Origin of the sequence: Bacillus sp. 2B09 (assembly GCF_003946835.1) — a bacterium.
GTDB lineage: Bacteria > Bacillota > Bacilli > Bacillales > Bacillaceae > Bacillus > Bacillus altitudinis.
This window is the reverse complement of record NZ_RPSG01000001.1, coordinates 42,462-65,000: the sequence shown is the minus strand read 5'-3', so window position 1 is coordinate 65,000 and position 22,539 is coordinate 42,462. Positions and strand designations below refer to the sequence as shown.

The 22,539-nt window shown below is 40.3% G+C and carries 19 protein-coding genes and 2 pseudogenes; 2 read left to right on the top strand and 19 right to left on the bottom strand.

Annotated elements, in window-relative coordinates; translation table 11 throughout:
• Position 1 precedes the first annotated feature (1 nt).
• From EBQ12_RS00300 to EBQ12_RS00240, 13 genes are all read right to left on the bottom strand, one after another.
• Positions 2-1,546, bottom strand: coding sequence for a glycoside hydrolase family 43 protein (locus EBQ12_RS00300; protein WP_125588769.1), 1,545 nt, complete (start codon positions 1,544-1,546; stop codon positions 2-4).
• Positions 1,547-1,769: 223 nt separating this feature from the next.
• Positions 1,770-3,230, bottom strand: a complete 1,461-nt coding sequence (locus EBQ12_RS00295) for a CoA-acylating methylmalonate-semialdehyde dehydrogenase (protein ID WP_125588767.1) — start codon at positions 3,228-3,230, stop codon at positions 1,770-1,772.
• A gap of 366 nt (positions 3,231-3,596) precedes the next feature.
• On the bottom strand, positions 3,597-4,928 hold the full coding sequence (gene melA, locus EBQ12_RS00290; RefSeq protein ID WP_125588765.1) for an alpha-glucosidase/alpha-galactosidase: 1,332 nt from the start codon (positions 4,926-4,928) through the stop codon (positions 3,597-3,599).
• A gap of 31 nt (positions 4,929-4,959) precedes the next feature.
• Positions 4,960-5,790: a carbohydrate ABC transporter permease gene (locus tag EBQ12_RS00285; protein ID WP_007499267.1), complete on the bottom strand. Its 831-nt coding sequence runs from the start codon at positions 5,788-5,790 to the stop codon at positions 4,960-4,962.
• Complete coding sequence (locus EBQ12_RS00280; protein ID WP_125588762.1) at positions 5,790-6,722, bottom strand: carbohydrate ABC transporter permease; 933 nt, start codon at positions 6,720-6,722, stop codon at positions 5,790-5,792. The genes EBQ12_RS00285 and EBQ12_RS00280 overlap by 1 nt, the downstream gene beginning before the upstream one ends.
• A gap of 30 nt (positions 6,723-6,752) precedes the next feature.
• Positions 6,753-8,009, bottom strand: coding sequence for an ABC transporter substrate-binding protein (locus EBQ12_RS00275; RefSeq protein ID WP_125588760.1), 1,257 nt, complete (start codon positions 8,007-8,009; stop codon positions 6,753-6,755).
• Between the two features lie 217 nt (positions 8,010-8,226).
• Positions 8,227-9,267, bottom strand: a complete 1,041-nt coding sequence (locus EBQ12_RS00270; protein WP_125588758.1) for a LacI family DNA-binding transcriptional regulator — start codon at positions 9,265-9,267, stop codon at positions 8,227-8,229.
• A 182-nt stretch (positions 9,268-9,449) separates the two neighbouring features.
• The gene (gene alsE, locus EBQ12_RS00265) at positions 9,450-10,142 is read right to left on the bottom strand and encodes a D-allulose 6-phosphate 3-epimerase (RefSeq protein WP_125588756.1); all 693 of its coding nucleotides are present in this window, start codon (positions 10,140-10,142) and stop codon (positions 9,450-9,452) included.
• Positions 10,143-10,159: 17 nt separating this feature from the next.
• Positions 10,160-11,422, bottom strand: coding sequence for a PTS ascorbate transporter subunit IIC (locus EBQ12_RS00260; RefSeq protein WP_125588754.1), 1,263 nt, complete (start codon positions 11,420-11,422; stop codon positions 10,160-10,162).
• A gap of 26 nt (positions 11,423-11,448) precedes the next feature.
• A complete protein-coding gene (locus EBQ12_RS00255) occupies positions 11,449-11,715 on the bottom strand; it encodes a PTS sugar transporter subunit IIB (RefSeq protein WP_017359544.1) in 267 nt (88 codons plus the stop codon).
• A 15-nt stretch (positions 11,716-11,730) separates the two neighbouring features.
• Positions 11,731-13,803 (bottom strand): BglG family transcription antiterminator, encoded by a 2,073-nt coding sequence (locus EBQ12_RS00250; protein WP_277597454.1) that lies wholly within the window; start codon positions 13,801-13,803, stop codon positions 11,731-11,733.
• A gap of 288 nt (positions 13,804-14,091) precedes the next feature.
• On the bottom strand, positions 14,092-14,532 hold the full coding sequence (locus tag EBQ12_RS00245; RefSeq protein ID WP_008343720.1) for a hypothetical protein: 441 nt from the start codon (positions 14,530-14,532) through the stop codon (positions 14,092-14,094).
• Positions 14,533-14,731: 199 nt separating this feature from the next.
• Positions 14,732-15,175: a GNAT family N-acetyltransferase gene (locus tag EBQ12_RS00240; RefSeq protein WP_048001463.1), complete on the bottom strand. Its 444-nt coding sequence runs from the start codon at positions 15,173-15,175 to the stop codon at positions 14,732-14,734.
• Between the two features lie 108 nt (positions 15,176-15,283).
• Between EBQ12_RS00240 and pdxR the strand changes: the two genes are divergently transcribed.
• A complete protein-coding gene (gene pdxR / locus EBQ12_RS00235) occupies positions 15,284-16,660 on the top strand; it encodes a MocR-like pyridoxine biosynthesis transcription factor PdxR (protein ID WP_125588751.1) in 1,377 nt (458 codons plus the stop codon).
• 183 nt (positions 16,661-16,843) lie between these two features.
• Here pdxR and EBQ12_RS00230 read toward each other — a convergent pair whose 3' ends face one another.
• The 6 genes and pseudogenes from EBQ12_RS00230 to EBQ12_RS00205 form a co-directional block, all read right to left on the bottom strand.
• A complete protein-coding gene (locus EBQ12_RS00230) occupies positions 16,844-17,143 on the bottom strand; it encodes a contact-dependent growth inhibition system immunity protein (protein WP_125588749.1) in 300 nt (99 codons plus the stop codon).
• Between the two features lie 113 nt (positions 17,144-17,256).
• Complete coding sequence (locus EBQ12_RS00225) at positions 17,257-17,712, bottom strand: hypothetical protein (RefSeq protein WP_164511629.1); 456 nt, start codon at positions 17,710-17,712, stop codon at positions 17,257-17,259.
• A 15-nt stretch (positions 17,713-17,727) separates the two neighbouring features.
• Positions 17,728-19,326, bottom strand: coding sequence for a T7SS effector LXG polymorphic toxin (locus EBQ12_RS00220; RefSeq protein WP_125588745.1), 1,599 nt, complete (start codon positions 19,324-19,326; stop codon positions 17,728-17,730).
• A gap of 302 nt (positions 19,327-19,628) precedes the next feature.
• A complete protein-coding gene (locus EBQ12_RS00215) occupies positions 19,629-20,102 on the bottom strand; it encodes a GNAT family N-acetyltransferase (RefSeq protein WP_017359536.1) in 474 nt (157 codons plus the stop codon).
• Positions 20,103-20,220: 118 nt separating this feature from the next.
• Positions 20,221-20,356 (bottom strand): annotated as a pseudogene (locus tag EBQ12_RS19455) (DUF6262 family protein); the annotation flags it as partial.
• A 35-nt stretch (positions 20,357-20,391) separates the two neighbouring features.
• Positions 20,392-20,862, bottom strand: a complete 471-nt coding sequence (locus EBQ12_RS00205; RefSeq protein WP_074042006.1) for a MarR family winged helix-turn-helix transcriptional regulator — start codon at positions 20,860-20,862, stop codon at positions 20,392-20,394.
• 119 nt (positions 20,863-20,981) lie between these two features.
• Between EBQ12_RS00205 and EBQ12_RS00200 the strand changes: the two are divergent.
• Positions 20,982-22,503: pseudogene (locus EBQ12_RS00200) on the top strand (MDR family MFS transporter); the annotation flags it as partial.
• Positions 22,504-22,539 lie beyond the last annotated feature (36 nt).

The window sequence follows — 22,539 nt, the reverse complement described above, 5'->3', positions numbered from 1 at the left end:
GCTACCTTTGAGTAAACTGCCAAGAATCAAATTGGAATAGATTTCCCCCGCCTGTTCCGGTAAAGACAAAAAATACGTTGTGCACTCCGGATGCGCCGTTAATCGCTGTTTCTATTTCCCGCCAGTTTTGTGTTCCACCGGTGGAAGGGACATTCAGTGTACCGACCAGTCTACCGTTTGCGCTGCCAAGGCGTACTTCTATTTTCCCGCCTACTGTCGATGCGACATTGGCTTTAAATGTTCTAGCGCCATTTGAACCAAAGTCTACATTCCCTAAAGCCACCCAATCGCCATTTTGAATATTGGTGACATGCTGGTTATTCACTGGTCCTCCTGGTGCTGACGAGGCTTCTGTCAAAATGCGTCCATTCCAAGCGAATGTTTCAGCTTCAACACGTTGATATGGATTCAGATTAGATAGCTGTTTCACCCCTTCATAATTGGCTGCTACTTCTCGAAGGGAGCCATCTGCATTATGCACCAGTTTGTTAATATGTGGAGAGCGATAGCCTTTGCCGCTTCCGTATAATGCAGAACTAACGGTTTGCGTATGATACACGACATACCACTCGTTTTTAAAATTGAACACCGCATGATGGTTGTTACCGCCGCCACCAAAAAAAGCACCCGGATTTTTTAGAAAGTGTCCTTTATACGTGAAGGGTCCCATCGGACTTGAGCTCGTCATATAGCCGATTTCACCAGGTGGTTTATCAGCAGGATGGGAGCCGCCAAAATTGATGCAATAGGAATAGTAGTAGGTTCCGTTATACTTATGCATCCCTGAGTCTTCAAACATAAAAGGAGCATCAATGGTGGATGCGCTACTGGCCACACTTGTCATATCAGCACCTAGCTTCAGGACTCTTGCTGTTTTAGGATTTGCCCATTGTCCCTGCGTTGGATTGGAACCGCCTGGAACGCCACCGCCGGCATATAGATAACCAGTACCGTCATCATCTACAAATACGGCCGGATCAAAAAGCCATACAACTCCAGACATGCCAGGTGTACTTGGCGTAACGAGCGCTTTTCCAATTGGATCAGTCCATGGACCAATCGGGCTGTCTGCTGTAAGGACTCCAATCCCTCCGCCGCTGTTAGCGAAATAAAGGAAAAATTTATCCTTTCCGTTGATCTTCTTTACCGCTGCTGATGGGGCCCATGATGCGCCTGCCCATTTGGCAATGCCTCTGCCGCCGTTTGCCCCATTTGCCCCCGCTACTGGAATCGCTCCGTGATCGGTCCAGTTGACCATATCCGCCGAAGAGATGACGAATACTCTATTCAGATTTGCAAATGAATTGTCCTTAATCGTTCCGTTGCTTTGATATTCATAGTCATCACTCGACATATAAAGGTACACTCTTCCGTTATAGGTAAGCGCAAACGGGTCTGCTCCTAAGTGATGATCAATGAGCGGGTTTGCATTTCCTACTTGCTTGGCAATAGGAGTGCTTGCCGCATTTGCTTCATATACCGGCAAACAACTCAGTACCAAAGTGAAGATCAATAAACAAACGCTACACTTCATCCTCGTCCTCATCGTGTCATTTCCTCCTGTTTTCATCTTCCTGATATTGGGGTTTAGGCCCAATTTCAAATTATGTTGATGTTTCGTGATGAAGAATGAATACAAAGAATGATTTCTCCCTGTGAATCCCTGTAAAGAGTGCGATGAAAACCCTTACTTTTTAACTAGAAGACAACAAAAAAATGCAGTCTCCATGTTGGAGCTGCATTCTTCCTCAATGTTTAATAAATGTAGGCTATATATAACGAGCGGTCACCATTTTCTTTCTCGTGTAAAACTCTACTCCATCTGTTCCATTGGCGTGCAAGTCTCCGTAGAAGGAGTCTTTCCAGCCGGAAAATGGGAAGAAAGCCATTGGAGCAGGGACACCAATGTTAATGCCTAACATGCCGGCTTCGATGTTTTCACGAAATTCTCTTATGCTTGAAGCGCTGTCTGTGTAAAGGCAAGCGCCGTTTGCGAATTTTGATTGATTGGACAGGTCGATTGCTTCTGCGAGTGATGAGACACGGACAATGGATAAGACTGGGGCAAAAATCTCGTCCTGCCAGATTTTCATTTGATTTGTGACATGATCAAAGATCGTTGGTCCGACAAAATACCCTTCTCCATTTGTTTCGTTATCTTGTCTGCCATCACGAATCAGGCTTGCGCCTTCTTCAATTCCTGATTGGATATATTGAAGAGTTCGTTCTTTATGCTCTTTCCGAATGACTGGTCCGAGAAAGACATCTTTATTTATTCCGTTTCCGATGACAAGCTGGTTGGATTCATCGACCAATTGTTGAATCAAGTCGTCTGCCACGTCTTCTTCCACTGCGACAACGGCTGCTGCCATGCAGCGTTCACCTGCTGATCCAAAAGCAGCACCAATGATCTGTTTTGTGGCTGATTCTAAATCAGCATCTTTCAAGACGATGGAGTGATTTTTTGCACCGGCAAGTGCTTGGACACGTTTACCATGTGATGTCCCTTTTTTATAGACGTATTCTGCGACTGGCTGAGAGCCGACAAACGAAATGGCTTTTACCTTTTCATGTTCAAGCAGACCGTTTACTACATCGTGAGCCCCATTGACAATGTTGAGCACACCTTTTGGAAGTCCTGCTTCTTCAAATAGTTCTGCTAACCGTGCAGCAAGGATTGGCGTCCGTTCTGAAGGTTTTAAAACAAATGTATTTCCGCAAGCGATGGCAAGCGGGAACATCCAGCATGGGACCATCATCGGAAAGTTAAACGGGGTAATGCCACCGATGACGCCAATTGGGTAGCGGTACATGCCAGACTCTAGACCAGTCGCAATATCAGGTAGTTGTTTCCCCATCATTAAGGTTGGTGCGCCAGCGGCAAATTCCACACATTCAATTCCTCGCTGCACCTCTCCTTTTGCTTCTGTTACACTTTTTCCGTTTTCCAGCGTGACGAGTTCAGCCAACTCATCCCATTTCTCAACGAGTAACTGTTGGTATTTAAATAAAATACGTGCGCGCCGGGGAACAGCTGTTTTAGACCAAGTGGTGAACGCTTCTTGAGCAGCTTGGACTGCATGTTCTACATCCGTTTTTGTAGAAAGCGGTACTTCTGCGATGACTTCGCCAGTAGCTGGATTATAAACAGCTTCCGTTTGGTTCGTTTCGGCGTCCACCCATTGTCCGCCAATATAATTTTTCAACGTTTGTACATCTGTTTTGGTCATGTTCCCTCTCTCCTCTTTGTTTGGATTGTGATGCAGTCGTGTGTTGATTTATCGTCATTGTCTCATCTAAGAGGCCTTCATCTGTATACACTCTTTGTCAAATGAAACCACAGTTCTGCTTTACGTTCTGATAAAACATGTGAAGTCTATACCTTCTAGCTCTTTTGGTTCCGAAGATCTGTCCCCCCTTTTAGGTTGTTTTGTCTGTGTGTCATGATCAGGTTAATCAATTGATGATGTATTTTTGGTTAACTGTTGGTTAACTTTAGAAAAATCATAATATTAAAAACGCTTCCAGTCAATGATCAGTTTGTTGATCTAAAAAACCTGATGCCAAGTGCATCAGGCTAAGACTGTTTATGTTAGTTATTTAGAAGAAATTGCGTATTGACTCGGCTCTGTATAAGCCGGGAGCATCTCCCCGTGTGCTTCAATTAATTCATTACATAGTTTGATGGTGTCATCAATTGATAATTCAGCACTTGTATGCGGGTCTAATAATGCTGCTTGGTAAATGTGTTCTTTTTTGCCGCTGATTGCAGCTTCAATCGTCATGAGCTGTGAGCTGATATTGGTCCGGTTGAGTCCAGCCAATTGTTCAGGTATCTCTCCGATATAACATGGCATGATACCGCTCCGGTCTGCAACACATGGCACTTCCACACAGGCTTTTTCAGGAAGGTTGTGAATGAGTCCTCCTGTGTTCAGTACATTTCCAGCAAATTTAAAGGGAACGTTCGTTTCAATCGCTTCAATGATACGTGAACCATATTCTTTAGAGCGCGTATGCGTGATTTGTGTGTTTCCCACAAGGTCATGTTTCATCGTATTCCAATTGTTGATTTGTTCCTCGCAGCGTCTTGGGTATTCATCGAGCGGAATGTTAAACTGTCCAATCAGTTCTGGATAACGAGATTTGATAAAATACGGATGATATTCTGCATTGTGCTCTGAGGATTCGGTGACATAGTAGCCGAATTTATCCATTAGTTCAAAACGAACCATATCAGGATGCCGCGTTTTTTGTTTTTCTTTTGCTCTTTTTTTGATTTCTGGATATAAGTCTTGACCGTCCCGTTTCACTTCTAATAACCATGCCATGTGGTTAATGCCGGCAATTTTTTCTTCAATGCCTTCATGGTCCATTTCAAGTGATTGAAATAAATCTTTCGTACACACCTGTACGCTATGGCAAAGACCAACCGTTTGAACCCGAGTATAACGCAGCATAGCGCCAGTCAGTGTGGCCATTGGATTCGTGTAATTTAACAATAAAGCGTGTGGACATACCTCTTCCATATCCTTTGCGAAGTCCAGCATCACAGGAATGGTTCGAAGTGAACGGAAAATGCCGCCGATGCCAACCGTATCCGCAATCGTTTGTCTTAATCCATATTTTTTTGGAATCTCAAAATCAATGACAGTGCTTGGCTGATAGCCTCCTACCTGGATGGCATTGATGACATATTTCGCATTCTTTAAGGCTTCTTTCCGGTTGTGATACGACTGAATGGTCACATGTGCACCGTAGTTCTCTTTTAAGTGACGTAGCATCGTTTCTGATTCTTTCAGCCGGTTATGGTCGATATCATATAACGCAAATTCAAAGCCAGCAAGTGCGGGAACGAACAAACAATCTCCTAATATATTTTTAGCAAACACGGTACTTCCTGCACCGATAAATGTAATTTTAGACATAGACGACACTCCTTTTTACATCAAGGTTGGATTACCCTTTAACAGAGCCTTGAGACAGCCCTGCGATAAAGTATTTTTGCAAAAGTAAAAACATCGTGACCATTGGCAGCATCGCAATAAGAGCAGCGGCGCCAACGAGCTGGAGCTGGTGTTGATTTTGACCAAAGAAATTGGATAAGGCGACTGTAAGTGTATGCATCTCTTTATCTTGCAAGAAGAAGATGGCAAATTGATAGTCGTTCCAAATATACACACAGGCAATGATTAAAACAGAAGCGGTAATCGGCTTCAGCAGCGGAAAAACAACGGTGAAAAAGACTCTGAGTGTTCCCGCGCCATCAATACGAGCGGCTTCTTCAAGCTCCTTTGGAATCGTCGACCGGATAAAACCGGCATATAGAAAAATCGTCAGTGGCAAAAAAGCAGCAACATTGTTTAAAATAGCGATTTGATAAGTATTCATCATGCCAATTTGTACAACCATTTTGTATAAAGGGACAAGGGCTGTGAGCGGCGGTATGACCATAATGGCAATGAATAAAAGATACACCGCTTGATTCAGCTTTGTTCCTCTTCTTGCAAGCGGATAGGCGGCAAGTGATCCAAAGATGATGAGTAGGGCAGCCGAGCTGAACGTAATGATCACTGTATTCAAAAAGGACTGGCCAAGCTGAGCATCTGTCCATGCCATCAGAAAGTTTTCAAAATGAAGCGTTGATGGGAACAACCATTTTGAGCTAAAATCTCCTATCCCCTTTAGAGAGGTCGTGACTAAAATATAAAATGGAATCAGGTGCAGCAATGTGATCAAAAGGGCGAGTAAGGAGTACCATCTTTTCTTTCGTTTATAGGCGTTATCCATCACACCTCGGTCTCCTTTCGTTTGAAATAAATGAGCGCTGCGACACTAACGAGAAGGATGATAATAGCCATGAAGACACCTTGCGTCGCTGCATAGCCTGCATCCTGCCGTTTGAAATAAAGATCATACATAAAGGTCGACATCGATTGCGAGGAATCTCCGGGTCCTCCGCCAGTGAGCGCGACAATGACATCAAATAATTTAAGTCCACCGATGACATTGAGCACAACATTGATGGTAATAGATGGCATTAAAAGCGGTAATGTGATGCGCCCAAATTGCTGAAGACCTGAAGCTCCGTCGAGTTGTGCTGCTTCATAATAATCTTTAGGAATGCTTTGGAGTCCTGCTAAATAAATGATCATCGCAATCCCGACGAATTGATACGTATTCACAAACACAATGATCCAAGTGTTTAGCTGCGGATTACCAAGTGCGTTCATTGGATCAAATCCAAAAAGGGTAACAACGTCGTTTAAAGCACCACCTTGGTACGCAAAGACAAAATACCAAATATAGCCCATGGCAATCGGGCTGATCATGACGGGTAAATAGATCACCGTTCTTGTGATGGCTCTCATCTTTAAACTTTGATTTAATAAGAGTGCATATCCAAGACCAATCATATTTTGTAAGATGGTGCTCCCGATGCCGTAAAGAAGGGTATTTTTCACAACAAGCCATGTGGTTGGATCTTGCAGTAGTCGTTTGTATTGATCCAGCCCAATCCACTCATACTGTTGTGAAAAACCGTTCCAATTTGTAAAAGAGAGCTGAATCCCGTTAAAAAAGGGATAAATGATAAAAGCACTGACAACGAGAACAGCAGGCAAGTACATCCACCAAAGTGAAGAATTTTGGCTATTTTTCATCTTCTGTTTTGGAAAAGAGGTAAATGTCGCCGCCTGTTTTTCTTTTGTGATGTCACTCATTGGCTTCACTCCTGTTTCAGCATGAGCCTGCTATTGTTTTTTCAGACGCTTATATTCCTCTTCCATTTTCTTCGATAGTTGTTCCGGTGTGATGGAGCCTGCTAATAATTCTTGACCGGTCGTTGCCATGACAGCCCACATGCCGCTCGGTAAGTATTTCCGATCAAAATATGGTTCAATCTTAATATCTTCATATTGCTCGTAAAATGTAGAATAATAGTTTTTGGCTTTGACTTCTTTTAATGCCGTTTCAGAGGAAGTGCCCTCTGCGATTTTTTTTGCGTTTTCAGGCTTTGCTAAAAAGTCAATGAATTGTTTTGCTTCTTTTAGATGCTTTGAGTCTTTCCATGCCGCAACAGTAAAGCGTTCCCCGCCAATCCAGCTTTGCTCATCTCCTTCATGAATAGCTGGTACGGGCATGGTGCCTACTTTGATCGATTGATTGAGTTCAGTCGCCTCAGGTCCTAAAGATCCTCCCACAAAGGTGAAAGCGATTTTGTTTTGTGCCATCAGCTCAGGTGCTTGGGATAGTTTCGCCGTGAGCACATCTTTGTTTAAAAGCTCTTCATCTTTCAGCTCCTTCATAAACTGTGCAAGCGGTGTATAGTGAGACCAATCAAATGATCCATTTTCAAGGTCTTTTCCGTATTGATGTTTTTGATCGGTAATGAGTAAAGGCGTTGCCAGCTCATCAAAGACTTGGGCAATATTTGAATTGTCGCCTCCTGGAATCCAGAGTGGCACCACTTCCCCGTTACTTTTTTCTTTGACAGTCTGTAAAGCACTTTTCAGTTCATCCAGTGTTTTAGGAACTTTCAGGCCATATTTTTTTAATAGATTGGCATTAAAACTAAGTCCGTCTTTTGCTTGGTTCAGCGGATAGGCATAGACTTTGCCATCTTTGTCTTTTAAAATTTGATCGAGTGAAGGATCGAGTTGTTTTACCCAGTCCATCTCCTTTAGATCAGCCACGTATTCGCTATATCGCAGCTTGGCCCAGCCGTGTGTATCAAATAGGTCTGGCATATCGTTTGCGCCCATTTTGACGCGTATCATATCTTCATAGCTGTTGCCAGGGAAGTTGGCATCAATTCGGATGTTTTGATGTTCTTTTTCAAAATCACGGATCACTTCTTCAAATGCCTTTCTCTCCCCGCTGTTACTCATTGTGGAGAATAGGGTCAAGGTCACTTTCCCGTTTGCTTCAGACGCACCGTTATTGCCGCAAGCAGACAAGATCATCGACAAAACTAGAGCTACACACAGCATCAGAATTTTTTTACTCATCGTTTCCTCCTTTTGATCACTGAAAATTCAGACGATTATCGGTAGAATTCATGCAGTTGCGGAAACAAAAGAAGTCCATTATACTGGAATTCTATTCTTTTCAAAGAGATAAGAGAGCAATTGGGTAAACTGCGTTGTTTTCAGCATGATCTGGCCATCATGCTCAGCAGCTTCCTTCCTGCTTTTTTGTCTCTTTTTTGTTTACTGAAATGCTTATTCACCCCCTTTCATGGATTGGGCATGTGCTGCCTCTTTGCATGAGCTTTGTTGGCACGACGACTTTTAGGGGAAGCTTTCTTCCTTCTATCCGCTCAAGCAAAAGCTTTAGACCCACTTCCCCCATTTCTTCTGTATATACTTTGACCGTTGTGAGCGGCGGGCTTGAAAAGGAAGCGGCTTCGATATCATTAAACCCCACGATTGAGACATCATGAGGTACACGACGACCGGCTTCATGTAGCGCACGCATAGCGCCTATTGCCATAGAGTCACTTCCGATAAAAAAGGCTTCTGGAAGATTTCCTTTCTGAATGGCTTTTTGCATAAGCGAGTAGCCTTCTTGCATCGAATATTCGCCTATGTGGATGTCATTCATATGAAGAGTTCCCGCTTCTTGCATTCTTTTGATAAAAGTTGTTTGTCTTTCGTCCTCAATCACAGCATTTCCTTCGAAATAATGCTCCCTCTCTTTCCCGCCAATATAGCCTAGATGTGTATAGCCGAGAGATTGCAGATGACGAATGGCACGATCTGCCGCCCTGACAAAATCCACATGTACACAATCATACAGATCTTCATCCGCATAATGATTGATAAAAACGATATGTTCCATTCGGTTTGTCATTTTTTCAACCGTATCAGGGCTGATTCGTCCGATGACGATCAAACCGTCAATATCCTTTAGTATCGCCCCTTTATCCATGTTTCTTAGGCGAAAGGTATGGAGAGTGGACAGACCTTGTTTGGCATATTCTTTTTCAATTCCTTTTCGAATCGATGAAAAAAAAGGATCATTTAATTCTTCGTCAATGGATTGGGCGACAACGACACCGATGACTGGGGATGCGGGTGGGCTTTTTACTTCTACTTGATCGGCTTTTCTTGCTCTGACTGGGGTATAGTTTAATTTCTTGGCTATGTCGAGGATGTTTTGTCTTGTTACGTGTGAAACGGCAAGCGTTTGGTCGCCATTTAACACACGGGATACAGTAGAGACAGATACTTTTGCATCATGAGCAATATCTTTGAGTGTAGTCATAGGCAAACTCCTCATCATTTTTGACTAAATGTTTACTAAAGATATTTGAAGAATAACACATAAATAAAGCGCTTTCAATTATAAATTTGTGCTTTTTGAAGTTTTTGAGTATGTTTTGATAAGGGGATAGCTCATTTAGTAAAATTGCGTAAAAAAGAGGATGGGCTTCATCCTCTTTTTTACTAAAGTGATTTCATTGTGGCTGTTTCTTTTGCAAACAATTGCTTCATTATTTCCCATGCTTTATCTAATTCTTCGTGAAGTCCAAATAAACCTGAGGTGCCAATGATGTAAATTTCATTTCCTGCCTCAGCAAGCAGCCGGAACGTGCTTTCATTACAAGAGCCGTCTACCTCAATTGAAAACGAGTATCCTCCCTTCTCTTTGATTTCTTTCACCTCTTTCATTTTCGGAAGCATTTCTTTGATAAAAGGCTGACCAGCAAACCCTGGATCAATTGTCATGATCGTCACCCGGTCTATTAAATGAATAAAAGCATCTAATGCTGCAACTGGTGTGGCGGGATTGAGAACAAAGCCGACCTCACACTTTCTTTCGTGGATATGCCGAATGATTCGAAAAACGTCTTTTTGCACCACTTCTGGATGTAAACAAATCATCGTTGCGCCTGCATCAATACATGCATCAATTAAAAATTCCTGAGGCTGTTCGGCCATAAGGTGAACATCAATCGGAACGTCTGTCAGTTTCCGCAGCTGTTCAATGAAAAAGGGTGATAAAGTCATATTTTTTACGTAATGACCATCCATGACGTCGACATGATAACGGTCTGCTCTCGTGTTCAGAAGATGAATTTGTTCACGGAAGTGCGTTAAATCCATACACATTAATGAAGGTGAGAAAATGGCTGTCATCCCCTAATGCCTCCTTTTTAAAGATGAAATAAAAATTTGATCAATCCAATCAAGATTCCGATGATACCGAAGTCTGTATCTCCAAATGTTGTCCCTTCAAAGCCAAGAGTGCCTAACACAGGAAGTAAACAAGCTGGTAAAAATGAAAGGAGTATTCCATTCACAAAGGAACCGGCGACTGCACCTCTCACTCCTCCCGTTGCATTGCCATATACGCCCGCTGTCGCACCGCAGAAAAAGTGCGGCACAAGTCCAGGAACAATGACAGTTAAACCAAACAAAGGAAGAAGGAAAATAGACACGATGCCTCCTGCAAAACTGCATAAAAAACCGATGATCACCGCATTTGGAGCAAATGGAAAAACAGTTGGCGCATCAAGTGCCGGCTTTGCCCCTTTGACGAAACGATCGGCAATCCCTTTGAAAGCAGGCACAATTTCCCCGATTGCCATCCGTACACCTGCTAAAATAATGTACACCCCAGCAGCAAAGGTAATGGCCTGAATGAGAATGAAGACAGCAAAGTTCGTACCACCACTAATGTTTTCTATATATGAAATTCCCGCAAACGGTGCAATCGCAAAGAAAAGCAAAGCCATCGTAATGGAGATGGCCACCGATGTATCTCTTAGAAAACCGAGTGATTTAGGCACTTGAATGGTTTCCGTTGATTTCTCTGGGCGCCCGACCCATTTGCCGATCATTCCCGCTGTAAAATAGCCGAACGTACTGAAATGACCGAGCGCCAGATCATCATTTCCAGTGACTTTCCTTGTAAACGGCTGAAGGATTGCGGGAGCAATGACCATTGCTGCACCTAATACGATTGAACCAGTGGTGATCAGCAGCGTTCCTTGCATGCCAGCTGTTGACAGAACGACTGCAAGCATAGCCGCCATATATAGCGTATGATGACCAGTTAAAAAGACGTATTTAAAGGGTGTGAATTTTGCCAAAAGCAAATTGACCACCATACCAAAAATCATAATAAGCGCTGTCTGTGTACCGAATTCCTTTTGGGCAATGGCCGCCATGGCATCAGTATTTGGGACAACCCCTTGAATGTGAAAGGCTGCTTCAAACATCTTTCTGAAAACCCCAAGTGAATCAGATACGACTGTGGCGCCCGCTCCTAATATTAAAAAACCCATTGTTGTTTTTAAGGTGCCTGATACAGTATCGGCAGCTGACTTTTTCTGCAAAAGTAAACCAGCGAGTGCAAACAAACCGATGAGAATTGCGGGTGTGCCCAATATATCGTTCATGATCAGTTCTATCATGATGTGAATCCCCCTTTTTCCGTCGATTATATGTGTTTACGAAGGACGTCTTTAATGGCTTCCTGGTCTAACAAGTTATTTAATCCAGCGACCTTTCTTGTGCCGTCATCCAGCTGATCGATAATATCTGTTGCGCCGATATAGAGGTCTGCTTGTTCATTTTTGCTTGTACTGAGATCGGTGTGATCCACTTCCGCTAAAAGTCCTAATTCTTCTAATGCCTTTTTGACATTCATTTCAACAATAAAGCTGCTTCCTAAACCGTTTCCGCATACAACAAGAATTTTTTTCATTCTCTTTTTCCTCCTTTATACTTGTGAAAATCGATTGATTAGTTGTTGAATGGCTGCTAATTCCTCTGCTTCAATCAATTGTCTCACCCGTTTTTCTTCACTTAACAGCATCGTCAGCTGTTTGAGTGCTTTCAGGTGGGTCATACTGTCAATGGCAGCTAATACAATGATGAGCCGAACTTGCTTTTTTCCATCCTTTGAAAAGGAAACGGGCTGATGACATGACATAAGTGACATGCTTAATTTGTTCACGCCATCTTCTGGTCTGGCATGCGGAATCGCCACTTGTGGCGCAATCACAATATAAGGGCCATTTTGATGAACAGACTGGATCATCGCTTTCACATAACTTTCCTGAATCGCTTGTTGATCAAGCAAAGGCTGCGCTGCTTTTGTAATGGCCTCCTGCCATGTGTCTGCTGTTTGCTGGAGCTGAATGGTTTCTTCTGTTAATAAATCGTTTAACACTGGTTTCCACCCTTTCTGGTGTGATACATATGTCGGATGAAGCAGCTCCTTCAGGTCATGAAGCAATGCTTTTTCATTTTGAACGATGGTATGCTGCTGAATGATATTGAATAAAGCATTCACATGGTGCTCATCAAGCTTAGGTTCTGAGCCTTCTCCATATTGAAGCAATGTTTTTTTCTCATAAGCAGTGAGAATCGGGTGCACGAGATGAACAGGTTTTCCTTTAAACGATATAGGTGTCGTTGACACAACAAAGTCGGCATCAATGGATGTTAATTCTTCATATGAACGTTTTGATAACAGTCCGCGTATGTCGATGTAGCCGATTAATTCAAGAAGCTGCGTTTTCAGCATGTGACTGGTGCCAATTCCTTCTCCGCAGACAATGTAAACAGAACGTTTCGCAATCGATGAAATCCCTTCTCTTCTCATCCAGCCGCCAAAATGCATCGCCACATAGGCAATTTCATGATCGCTCATCTTTGAACAGGCTGCCTTCTCTAAATGGCAAGCAACCTTTTGCGTGATGTCAAACACCTCTGGCTGTGCATGTTTCATGGAATCTGTTAATTCATTGATGATCTCAATGTGATAGATGAGCCTATAATAGGCCGGAATTAAATGCATGGTTAAGTTTTGTTCCAAGACTTCTACTTCCTGGAAGGAAATACACGCATAACGCTGAAAGTCAATGATCATTTGTCTCGCAATGGTTCGAATGAGATGTTCTTCTGGTTTTTGACTTGTTGGGAGTTTTTGTTTTTTGGCACTGAGCCATAGCGTACTAAGAAAATAGATTTCATCATCATGAACCAAAAGACTGGTTTCTTTTTGAATTTGCGCCATGAAACGAATAGCAGCCAAGCATTCATCTGTTTCCTGCAGTGTCCGTTTTTCTTCTGTTGAAATGTGTACAGCACGTCCTAGCTTCATCCGTTTAAAGTAGAAAAAGAGATCCATAGACAGCTGATCCAGCATGTCATCTGCAAATTCAAGCTTCAGATCTTGTTCGGATTGTTGAAGGAGATCATGTATTCTCTTATATGAGATAGGACCCTTTAACCAAACCGATGGAAACGTTTTTTCATTTTTTATCATGGTGCGAATGAAATGAATATAAGGTTTCAGCGCCAACCGAATTGTTCTTTCTTCTCCTGAAATTAAATAGCCACTGGCCGCCTGATAATGAAGTGTAAGCTGCTGTTTTGAAAGTGCTTCTTTTAGTTGTTTCATATCTTCAAGCAGTGTATTGCGGCTTACCTTCGTCATCTCCATAAAATCATCAATTTTTAGATGCTTTTCACTGCATGCAATGGATAGGAGCAAGATGGCACGTCTTTCTTTTACACATGGTTCATAGTCATGACCGACAAGAACAGTGTCAGCTTTTTCGATAATGACTTCTTTCTCGTGTGGATGTAAATAGTAGCCTCGTTGATCTTTTCGCTGGACGCCACTAAGCTGATGGGTTTCCAGCCAACTATTCATTCGTTTGATTTCAGCGTAGACCGTTCGAGTAGAGACATTCAGTCGATTCTGTAAATCTTCAATTGATAGATAAGTGGTCGTGTGAAGCAGCATCGATAATAAAGTCGTGCCCCTTTTGGTTAAGTGCAGTTGGAATCCCTCCCCTCTTCCCTTTGGTTATAAGTCTAATCAACTCGCATGAGTCAAAGAAGTCCAAATGTTTTCAGTAAATGTTGTGCAGGTTTTTGGGTGTTCTTTTGTTATAAGAAAAAGCACACTCGTTTGAGTGTGCTTTGAGACTTGTATACAAAGAGTTCTTTGTCTTTTTTTACGTGTTTGAGGACGAATAAACGCAAAAAACCTAGAATGGTATAAAGCCAGTCAAGGTTTTTTCACTTCTTATTCATCTTTTATTTTTCCTATATGTGACGCTTAAACTTATTTTTTGTTTAAACTAAATCCGAAATCCAAATCGTTTTCAAATGAAATACAAATACTCCAATCACCTTCTAATGATATAAAGTAGTGGTGCTGTGGGATATCTAAAAAATAGACTAGTAACTCTTCTAGATGTTTTAATTCAAACTGGTACCCAAACTCTGTAAGGTTATCCCCTATGTAAATTACTTGTAAGTTATTATCTAAATATTTTTCTTTTAATTCAGTTATAAAGAGAAGAGCATCAGAAAGTAACGATTCATGATTTGAGCTCTTACTATAATGTTTATTGGTTTGTAACCAATCTATTTTTGAACCAGCAAAATCAAATTTTTGTTCTATTAAGTCTAAATAAATTTTTGGATTTTTATGTACTTTGACATATTTAAGAAGGTCTTTTAATTCCAAATCCTTTATTAGATCTTCATCATAAGAATTCAATAAAATTACCCCCCTTTGTGTTTTTTAAAGTCTTCCTTGTCAAAATCCATAGGAATCGCTGTTTCGTCATTTTGTTGCAATCAATTCAGTGTACAATGCCATTGTAGCTTGCTGATCCGTCTCTGACAAAGCATATTCATCTTTTTTTGACCGAGTTATATTGAATTTTCTGCCATACCAAAACTTCATTCTTCTGTGTTCAATCCCAATAATAAATATAGTGCTGAGTTGAAGAATCGCTTGTCATCCCCATTTTTTCATACAATTGTTGTGCTTTTATATTAGAAGTCGCTGTTTCTAAACAGATAAATCGGGCTCCTTTATCGTTTGCAAATGAAAATGCTTTTTTCATCAATTCCTTACCTACTCCCTTTTGACGAAAATCGTTTATAACAAACAAATCATTTAAAATGAACGCATCTTTCATCGCAACAGATGAAAATGTGGGATACAGTTGTACAAATCCTACATATTGTTCACCTTGCTTTGCAACAAACAAAATAGACTCTTGTTTACGGTATCGTTCCACTAGAAAATGATAAGCACCTTCTACATTAGAAGTCTGTTTATAAAATTGGCGATATTGATCAAATAGAACCGAAACTTGTTTTAAATCATTTTCATTAGCTCTTACTATATCCACTCTTCTATCCCCTTTTCATATCAATTAGTAGTATAATAATCGATATTCTGACATGTAAAAATGTACAGATTTATACTTTATTAAATGTCAGAAGGGAGGAATGAAGAAATGAAACATTATATTTTCCCTTTCAGTGCCAATCAACCAAAATATAAACAAATTTATGAGCAATTTAAAAGATTAATCGAGCAGGGAAAGTTAAAAACAGGAGAAAATCTTCCTTCCATTCGTTCACTAGCCAATGACCTAGGTGTTAGTCGCCACACTACACTACAAGCATATGATCAATTATTAGCTGAAGGATATATTCAAGCCAATGAGCGTAAAAGCTATAGTGTCAATGAATTTGAACCGATATTTCTTCAAACCTCTATTCCAGAAGTACCTAGAAATGAACCAATACAATTGATCGATTTCATTGATTTCAAAGCAAGTACTGTTGATGAGGAACAATTCCCTTTAAAAGTCTGGCGGCAAATTTCCAACAAAGTTCTGCAGCAATCCATTAGCTTTCAATATGGAGAACCTTTTGGAGAACCGGGGTTTAAACAAGAACTGGCTGATTATTTATTTCAAGCGAGAGGTATGATCATTAACCCCAAAAATATGATCGTTGGAAGTAATACACAGCAACTACTGTTGTATTTGGGATTTCTATTAAAAGAACGTTTTTCTAGTATCATTGTTGAAAACCCTGGTTATAGCGGTGTACGTGAGGTCTGTCATTTACATGGATTTGAGATTGAAAGTATTCCTGCATCAAAACAAGGTGTATTATTGGACTCACTCGTAAATAAATGCGGGAAATTATTGTACATAACACCTTCACATCAATATCCTACTGGTACTGCACTATCGATTCAACAAAGAATTGAATTGATTCAATGGGTACGATCAAATAACGGTTTCTTATTAGAGGACGATTACGATGGAGAATTTCGATATGGACAAAAACCATTTCCTGCTTTAGCCTCTTTAGATGCTGCACATGTCATTTATTTTGGTACGTTTTCAAAAGCATTTTTACCAGCTATACGATTAGCATATATGGTGTTACCTGATTCATTAATCAATATCTATATGAGTAAATTTGAACATTTCGAACATAATGCTTCGTTATTGCACCAACTGACCATGACTGAATTTATGAAAAGTGGTGAATGGACAAAACATATTAAGCGTATGCGCAATACTTATAAAAGGAAAATGAATTTATTGGTACAACAAGTTCAACATTTATTTGGAAAACAAATTGAGATCATTGGTGACAATGCAGGGTTATATATCATGTTACGTATACACACTCCCTATTCCGAAAAAGAATTACTTGAAAAAGCTCTTCAACAGCATGTTAAAGTGTATCCTACAAGTCATTTATTTATCGAAAATCCACCTGTGCAACCGCACATACTGCTCGGTTTCGCAAACCTTACTCTTGAACAAATCGAAAGAGGTATTTGTTTATTAAAAGAAGCATGGGAATAAGATTGGTGGTTCATGAACGATTTTGTTTGAAACTTAGAGTGTGAATTTCATAATTGAATGTTGTGAATCGACTCTTTATCAAAATACCACTTCACCTTTCTATTTTTATCCCCACTTTTTCGGTATGAAGTTCAATCAACACAAAAAACCTTGAAAGGTATTAGCCAATCAAGGTTCATTTTGTTACTGCATTTTCACTGCTTTTTTCATTTCCTCTATTATTTGATTAAACCACTGTAGAGGGTTTAATGAGATCGCCGGAAAGTATATTTCTGCATTATTTTCAATAAAGTTTTCTTTTTTTTGTATTGTTAGAGTACTATTCAAAAAACCCTGACAATCCTTTATAGTAGACAGCAGACATTCTTTGCTAGCTTCATGGATAAACTCATCTAACGCTTCCTCTGGTGAATCAATATCCTGATGAAATGTCCCACCTAAAAAATCTTCTAACTTCTTTAAATAACTAGAGCTCTCATTCATTGAATCACCTATTATCATTAAAATTATCAGTTTAAATAGTCGAGTTTAAAAACCTTCATCTCATAGAAAACAGGTTGTGGTTCTGCTCTTTGATCAATTAATCTTGCTTACAATTAAATTGCGCATTTTCCAATATGAAGTTCAAAGTGTTTTTCTTCTGAAAATATTTGAGCAATTTTACCTGTTATTTTATCTGCTACAATGATGCTATGATTCTCTGAAAATAGCCAAATTTCTTCAATTGCCTTATCGAAATCTAAAGCTTTTACATTTGCCCAAACAGGAAAAGGGTCATTTTCAATTAAAATAAACCATTCTTTTTTCTCTTTGAGAAAATCTAATGAATTTTTTAACCAAGTCATAATCGAGTCTTTGTCTGTATTTGTTAATATTTCGGAAGGTGTTGAATCTATTTGACGAAATTGTTTTAATACTGTTTCACATAATTTTAGCCATTGAGAAGTATCATCTTCAAAATCAATTACCTCAATATATGCTAAATGTTGTATTTTCTTTTTAGCATTCATCAAAGCAATTTTTTTCTGTATTTTTTCATTTTTATATGCCATATTTTTCATACCTCGTTATTCATTGTAATAGATATGGTGATCACCATTTGGTCCATATATATTTGAATATCTTTCTTTTTTAAAATCATAATTAAATGGATCTGCACCCTCTTTTGGTTTCCCTGCGTGAGTGTGTAATTTTCCATCATTAGTATGTTGCACTATAACTCTTTTTCCTTTTGGGGTATCAAATTCATAGTACCGGCCATGGTGAGTATGGTTAGAACTGTACTCATAATTACGATATTCTTGCCCTTTCTTAAAAACATTATCTCCTACTTGCCATTGACGAGTAGGCTGTTGAGACCTAGGTATCCCCCCTAAATCCTTAGCGTGTCGCAAAGCCCTTTTTCGATTAAATCCTTCTGGACTTTGAGAACTTAAACCTATCTTCCCATGAAACCCTTTTGCCCCAAACGGCAAAAGCATCCCCAGCGCCGCATTCATACTCGCTTCCTGTTGTTCTTTCGAGATCTTATTTCCAAACATATCTCGACCCGTAATCGCTTCGTTGAAGCCGTTTGTTGCGGTGAGTCCATATAAGCCTTTTTGAGACGTTTTCAGGGCGTCAAAAGACTTCTGTGATGTCTTGTAAATGTCGACCGCTCTGACTGCGGCTGACGTGGCTTGAGTCGTTTTATAAACGGCTTTACCGCCTTTGAAAATACGGCCCGCCCATCCGACGATCGGGATGTAGCCTGCTGCAGCCATGCCTCCTGCGGCGACTCGCTGTCCTGCGGTGAGTTCTTCACCTGTGATCGGATCGACACCTGTTGCGGCACGTTTTGCATCGTTCACGCCTGTCAGCTCATTAACGATATTCCCACCGTAATCAAGGGCTTTTTCATACCAAGGACGGTTGGCGAGCGCTTCCTGTTCCTTTGCGATCTCGCGGGCTTCTTCTTGATCTTTTTTGATTTTTAGATATTCAGAAGTTTGCTTTTCAATATCGCTTTTTGCCTTGTAGATTTCGCTATTTTGATACGCTTTCTTGTCAAAATTCATAGGCGAAATGGATTTTCCGTCATTTGTCGCATTCATCATTTCTGCGTACAATGCCATTGTAGCCTTCTCCTCAGTCTCTGACAAAGCATATTCATCTTTTAGATTTTGATCAAGTTCTCTTAGTTCTTTGACCGTCTTTTTTCGTTCATCTTCCGCATCTTCTATTTTTTCAGCAAAGGTTTGGCTATCAAATACCTCTAGGGAAATGAGGTCATCAATATCTTGAAAAATCGTTTTGAGTGCCTGTTTTTGATCTTTCACAATGCTTTTTGCATTCTTGATGCCCATATGTACTGCATTGTCTAAAAAGTGTTCCTCTATAAAGGTATCGCCGCCAAAGCTCGTATCATCCAGTGTCCCAGAAACACCTTCATGAAAGGCTTTTTGCTTATCAATAAAGCTAATAAACATGTCTACATTTCCAGCGAGTTCTTTATAGAAGCTTTTAATGTTATCGGCACCTTTTCCAGTGAAATCATCACCGAGGTTGGCAACACCTTGTAATGCCTTTTTTAAATCTACCATTTGTTCGCGGAGTTCCTGATAGTGTTTTGACCTTGTATCCATGGCACTGGTTAGTGCTTTTGCATCAAGTATCTTCCCCAGCAGAATTCACTCCTTCCTATTCATTGACAAGGTCAATTTTACCAACACAAGGAATGTCATGAAATAGGAATAAAGATACAAAAACAGCTTCTATTTAATCAGAGAAAGGTGCGTTTCTTCAAAAAACGGACACCAATCAAGGCATTTTAAGTGCTCAATGATCAGCGTCCGCAGGTTCTTCTTTCTGGACAACATATTCGGTTCATTTTTCTTGTCTATTAAAGGGTATAACATATTTTATATAACGAATATGTTATACCCTTTCTTCTTAAACTAACGCACCTGTTAGCATAACAAAAAAATGATTATTTTATTTTTTTTAGCATTTTAAAATTAGCCAACTTAACCCCCTTTTTTTCCACAGTTTGTGAACAAACAATTTTGTAACCTAGATGTTCAAAAAATGGCTTAGCTGTGATACTTGCTTCGGTATCAATTTCTAAAAGCTTTAGTTTCTTTGCCTCAGATTCGAGCATATCAACTAAAGCTGTGGCTATACCTTGTCCTTGATAATCTTTATGAACGAATAGTCTATCTAAGTACCCGGTATGCGTTAAATCGCTAAAACCAACAACTTTACCATTCACTTTAGCAACAAATGTTATATTTTGACTCAATGATTCCTTCCAAGAATTCATTTTAGATTCTTTTTCATCTCTTGGTGCCCAAGCATCCAATTGTACTTGGGAATAATCTTTTGAATTTACGGAATGAACTGTTTCATAAAACAATGAAATAATCTCTTTTGTATCAGTTTCCTTAAACTTTATAATCTCCACTTTCTGTTATACCTCCCCTTTTTAGGATAAGCATCCTAATATACTTATCATTATTTCAGCAACTCCTTCTTGCGCTATACTGCTCCGTTAGTTGAAGGAGGGTGAACGTTGTTCTCTCTTATAAATTTTTATAGACATCTGCATATGCTACTTTCAGTTGCTCTCTTAATTGCCTATTTTCCTCTTCCAACTTTTTGTTTTTTTAGAGATGCAATGAGAGCATCTTTGTTGTTTTCGTTCATTTCTCGCTTTACTTATTTCGGTGTAGTTAACGCATCAGTGTGCTTTCTTACGATTTAGACTTAAGCAATTGCAGCTCTTGATCCATGATTTCAGCTGCTTCTGAAATAAATTGAATGATTAAATCCAATTCTTCTGGCTTGTATTCATTTGTGAGTTTTTTGGTGGATGCCGATAAAGATTGAAAGAGTTCCTTCACTTGTGATTTCCCAGCCGTTAATGGAACAATGATGACTCTTCGCTTGTCTTTTGGGTCCTTCTCCCTTTTGACGTAGCCTGCTTTTTCTAACCGGTCAATGAGAGCGGTGACCGCACCTGAGCTAAGACCAGTTTTTTCACTTAATTCACCTGCTGTGAGTGGTCCAAGTTCGTTTAACAAATCTGCTGATTTGAGATCTGTTGGGAAAAGGCCGAGCGATTGAGCGGCTGCTTGGTGAAATAGGACTGTTCGTGTAGCAAGGCGTCTCATCGTATGAATGATCTGGTCCGCTCGATCTTCTGCCTCGTTCTTTGTTGACAACTTGTTCTCCTCCCTTTAAAATCAATTTATCTTGATCATCAAGATAAATGTTCTCTTACTTTATAATTAACTTGATCATAGCAAAAAAGTGAAGAGAACGTAAGCAGGAGGTAAATGAAATGAATAACGTGGATCATAAAGGCAAGGCATCCACTCGCTTTGTTGTCGTCGGGTTGCTGTTAGGGATTTTTATGGCAGCGATGGACAACACCATTGTCGCAACAGCAATGGGAAGCATCGTCGCCGATTTGGGCAGTTTTGATAAATTTGCTTGGGTGACTGCTTCTTATATGGTGGCAGTGATGGCCGGTATGCCGATTTATGGAAAGCTTTCAGATATGTATGGTCGAAAGCGTTTTTTTCTGTTTGGACTTATTTTCTTTTTAATTGGATCTGCGCTGTGTGGCATCGCACAAACAATGGATCAGCTCATTATTTACCGTGCGATTCAAGGACTTGGAGGCGGTGCTCTTCTTCCGATCGCTTTCACGATTATCTTTGATATCTTCCCGCCAGAAAAACGCGGGAAAATGTCCGGTATGTTTGGTGCAGTTTTTGGTCTATCCAGTGTATTAGGACCGCTGTTAGGAGCAATTATTACGGATTCGATCGGCTGGCATTGGGTGTTTTATATTAACGTACCAATTGGTATCGTCAGTGTATTCTTAATCGCCAAATTTTATCAAGAATCGCTTGAGCATCGCAAGCAGAAAATTGACTGGTCAGGTGCCATTACACTTGTCGTTGCGGTTGTCAGTTTAATGTTCGCCCTTGAGCTTGGCGGTAAATCGTATGCATGGGATTCTGTTCAAATCTTGACACTATTTGCTGTGTTTGTTGTCTTTGGCACCATCTTCTTCATTGTTGAACGGAAGGCAGAAGAACCGATTATTTCATTTTGGATGTTTAAAAATCGTTTGTTTGCGACATCTCAAATTTTGGCGTTTTTATATGGCGGGACGTTTATTATTCTAGCTGTCTTTATTCCTATCTTCGTCCAGGCGGTGTACGGTGAATCTGCAACAAGTGCCGGGTTCATTTTAACACCGATGATGATTGGTTCCGTGATTGGCAGTATGATTGGTGGAACGATGCAGACGAAAGTACCTTTTAGACGATTAATGACCATCTCTGTGATTTCATTTTTTGCTGGGATGCTGCTGCTTGCCAATATGTCGCCTGATACAGCAAGATTGTGGCTTACGCTCTTTATGATGATTTCAGGTTTTGGCGTTGGATTTAGCTTCTCCCTTCTGCCATCTGCTTCAATGAATGATCTCTCTCCGCGCTACCGCGGCAGTGCTAATTCTACCAATTCGTTCATGAGATCACTTGGGATGACTTTAGGCGTGACGATTTTTGGAACGATTCAAACCAATGTCCTGACAAATCGTTTAGCAGATGCTTTTAGCGGAATGAAAGGAGCTTCTTCTCCAGTTGGTGATCCACAAGCCATTTTTCAAGAGGGGGCACGCTCACAAATTCCGCCTGATATTTTAAATAAAGTGATTGATGCGATGTCACAAAGTATTACGTATGTATTTATGATTGCTTTATTCCCGATTGCACTTGCGGCGATTACGGTCATATTTATGGGAAATGCACGAGTACGTACATCAAATGAAATGAAAGAAAGCGAATAATGTGAAAAAAGCAGAGCGATGCGGCTCTGCTTTT

Bases quoted from the DNA above. Each gene is read 5' to 3' on its own strand.
- EBQ12_RS00300 (WP_125588769.1), bottom strand. From the start codon at position 1,546: ATGAGGACGAGGATGAAGTGTAGCGTTTGTTTATTGATCTTCACTTTG.
- EBQ12_RS00295 (WP_125588767.1), bottom strand. From the start codon at position 3,230: ATGACCAAAACAGATGTACAAACGTTGAAAAATTATATTGGCGGACAA.
- melA (WP_125588765.1), bottom strand. From the start codon at position 4,928: ATGTCTAAAATTACATTTATCGGTGCAGGAAGTACCGTGTTTGCTAAA.
- EBQ12_RS00285 (WP_007499267.1), bottom strand. From the start codon at position 5,790: ATGGATAACGCCTATAAACGAAAGAAAAGATGGTACTCCTTACTCGCC.
- EBQ12_RS00280 (WP_125588762.1), bottom strand. From the start codon at position 6,722: ATGAGTGACATCACAAAAGAAAAACAGGCGGCGACATTTACCTCTTTT.
- EBQ12_RS00275 (WP_125588760.1), bottom strand. From the start codon at position 8,009: ATGAGTAAAAAAATTCTGATGCTGTGTGTAGCTCTAGTTTTGTCGATG.
- EBQ12_RS00270 (WP_125588758.1), bottom strand. From the start codon at position 9,267: ATGACTACACTCAAAGATATTGCTCATGATGCAAAAGTATCTGTCTCT.
- alsE (WP_125588756.1), bottom strand. From the start codon at position 10,142: ATGACAGCCATTTTCTCACCTTCATTAATGTGTATGGATTTAACGCAC.
- EBQ12_RS00260 (WP_125588754.1), bottom strand. From the start codon at position 11,422: ATGATAGAACTGATCATGAACGATATATTGGGCACACCCGCAATTCTC.
- EBQ12_RS00255 (WP_017359544.1), bottom strand. From the start codon at position 11,715: ATGAAAAAAATTCTTGTTGTATGCGGAAACGGTTTAGGAAGCAGCTTT.
- pdxR (WP_125588751.1), top strand. From the start codon at position 15,284: ATGAAACATTATATTTTCCCTTTCAGTGCCAATCAACCAAAATATAAA.
- EBQ12_RS00230 (WP_125588749.1), bottom strand. From the start codon at position 17,143: ATGAATGAGAGCTCTAGTTATTTAAAGAAGTTAGAAGATTTTTTAGGT.
- EBQ12_RS00225 (WP_164511629.1), bottom strand. From the start codon at position 17,712: ATGGCATATAAAAATGAAAAAATACAGAAAAAAATTGCTTTGATGAAT.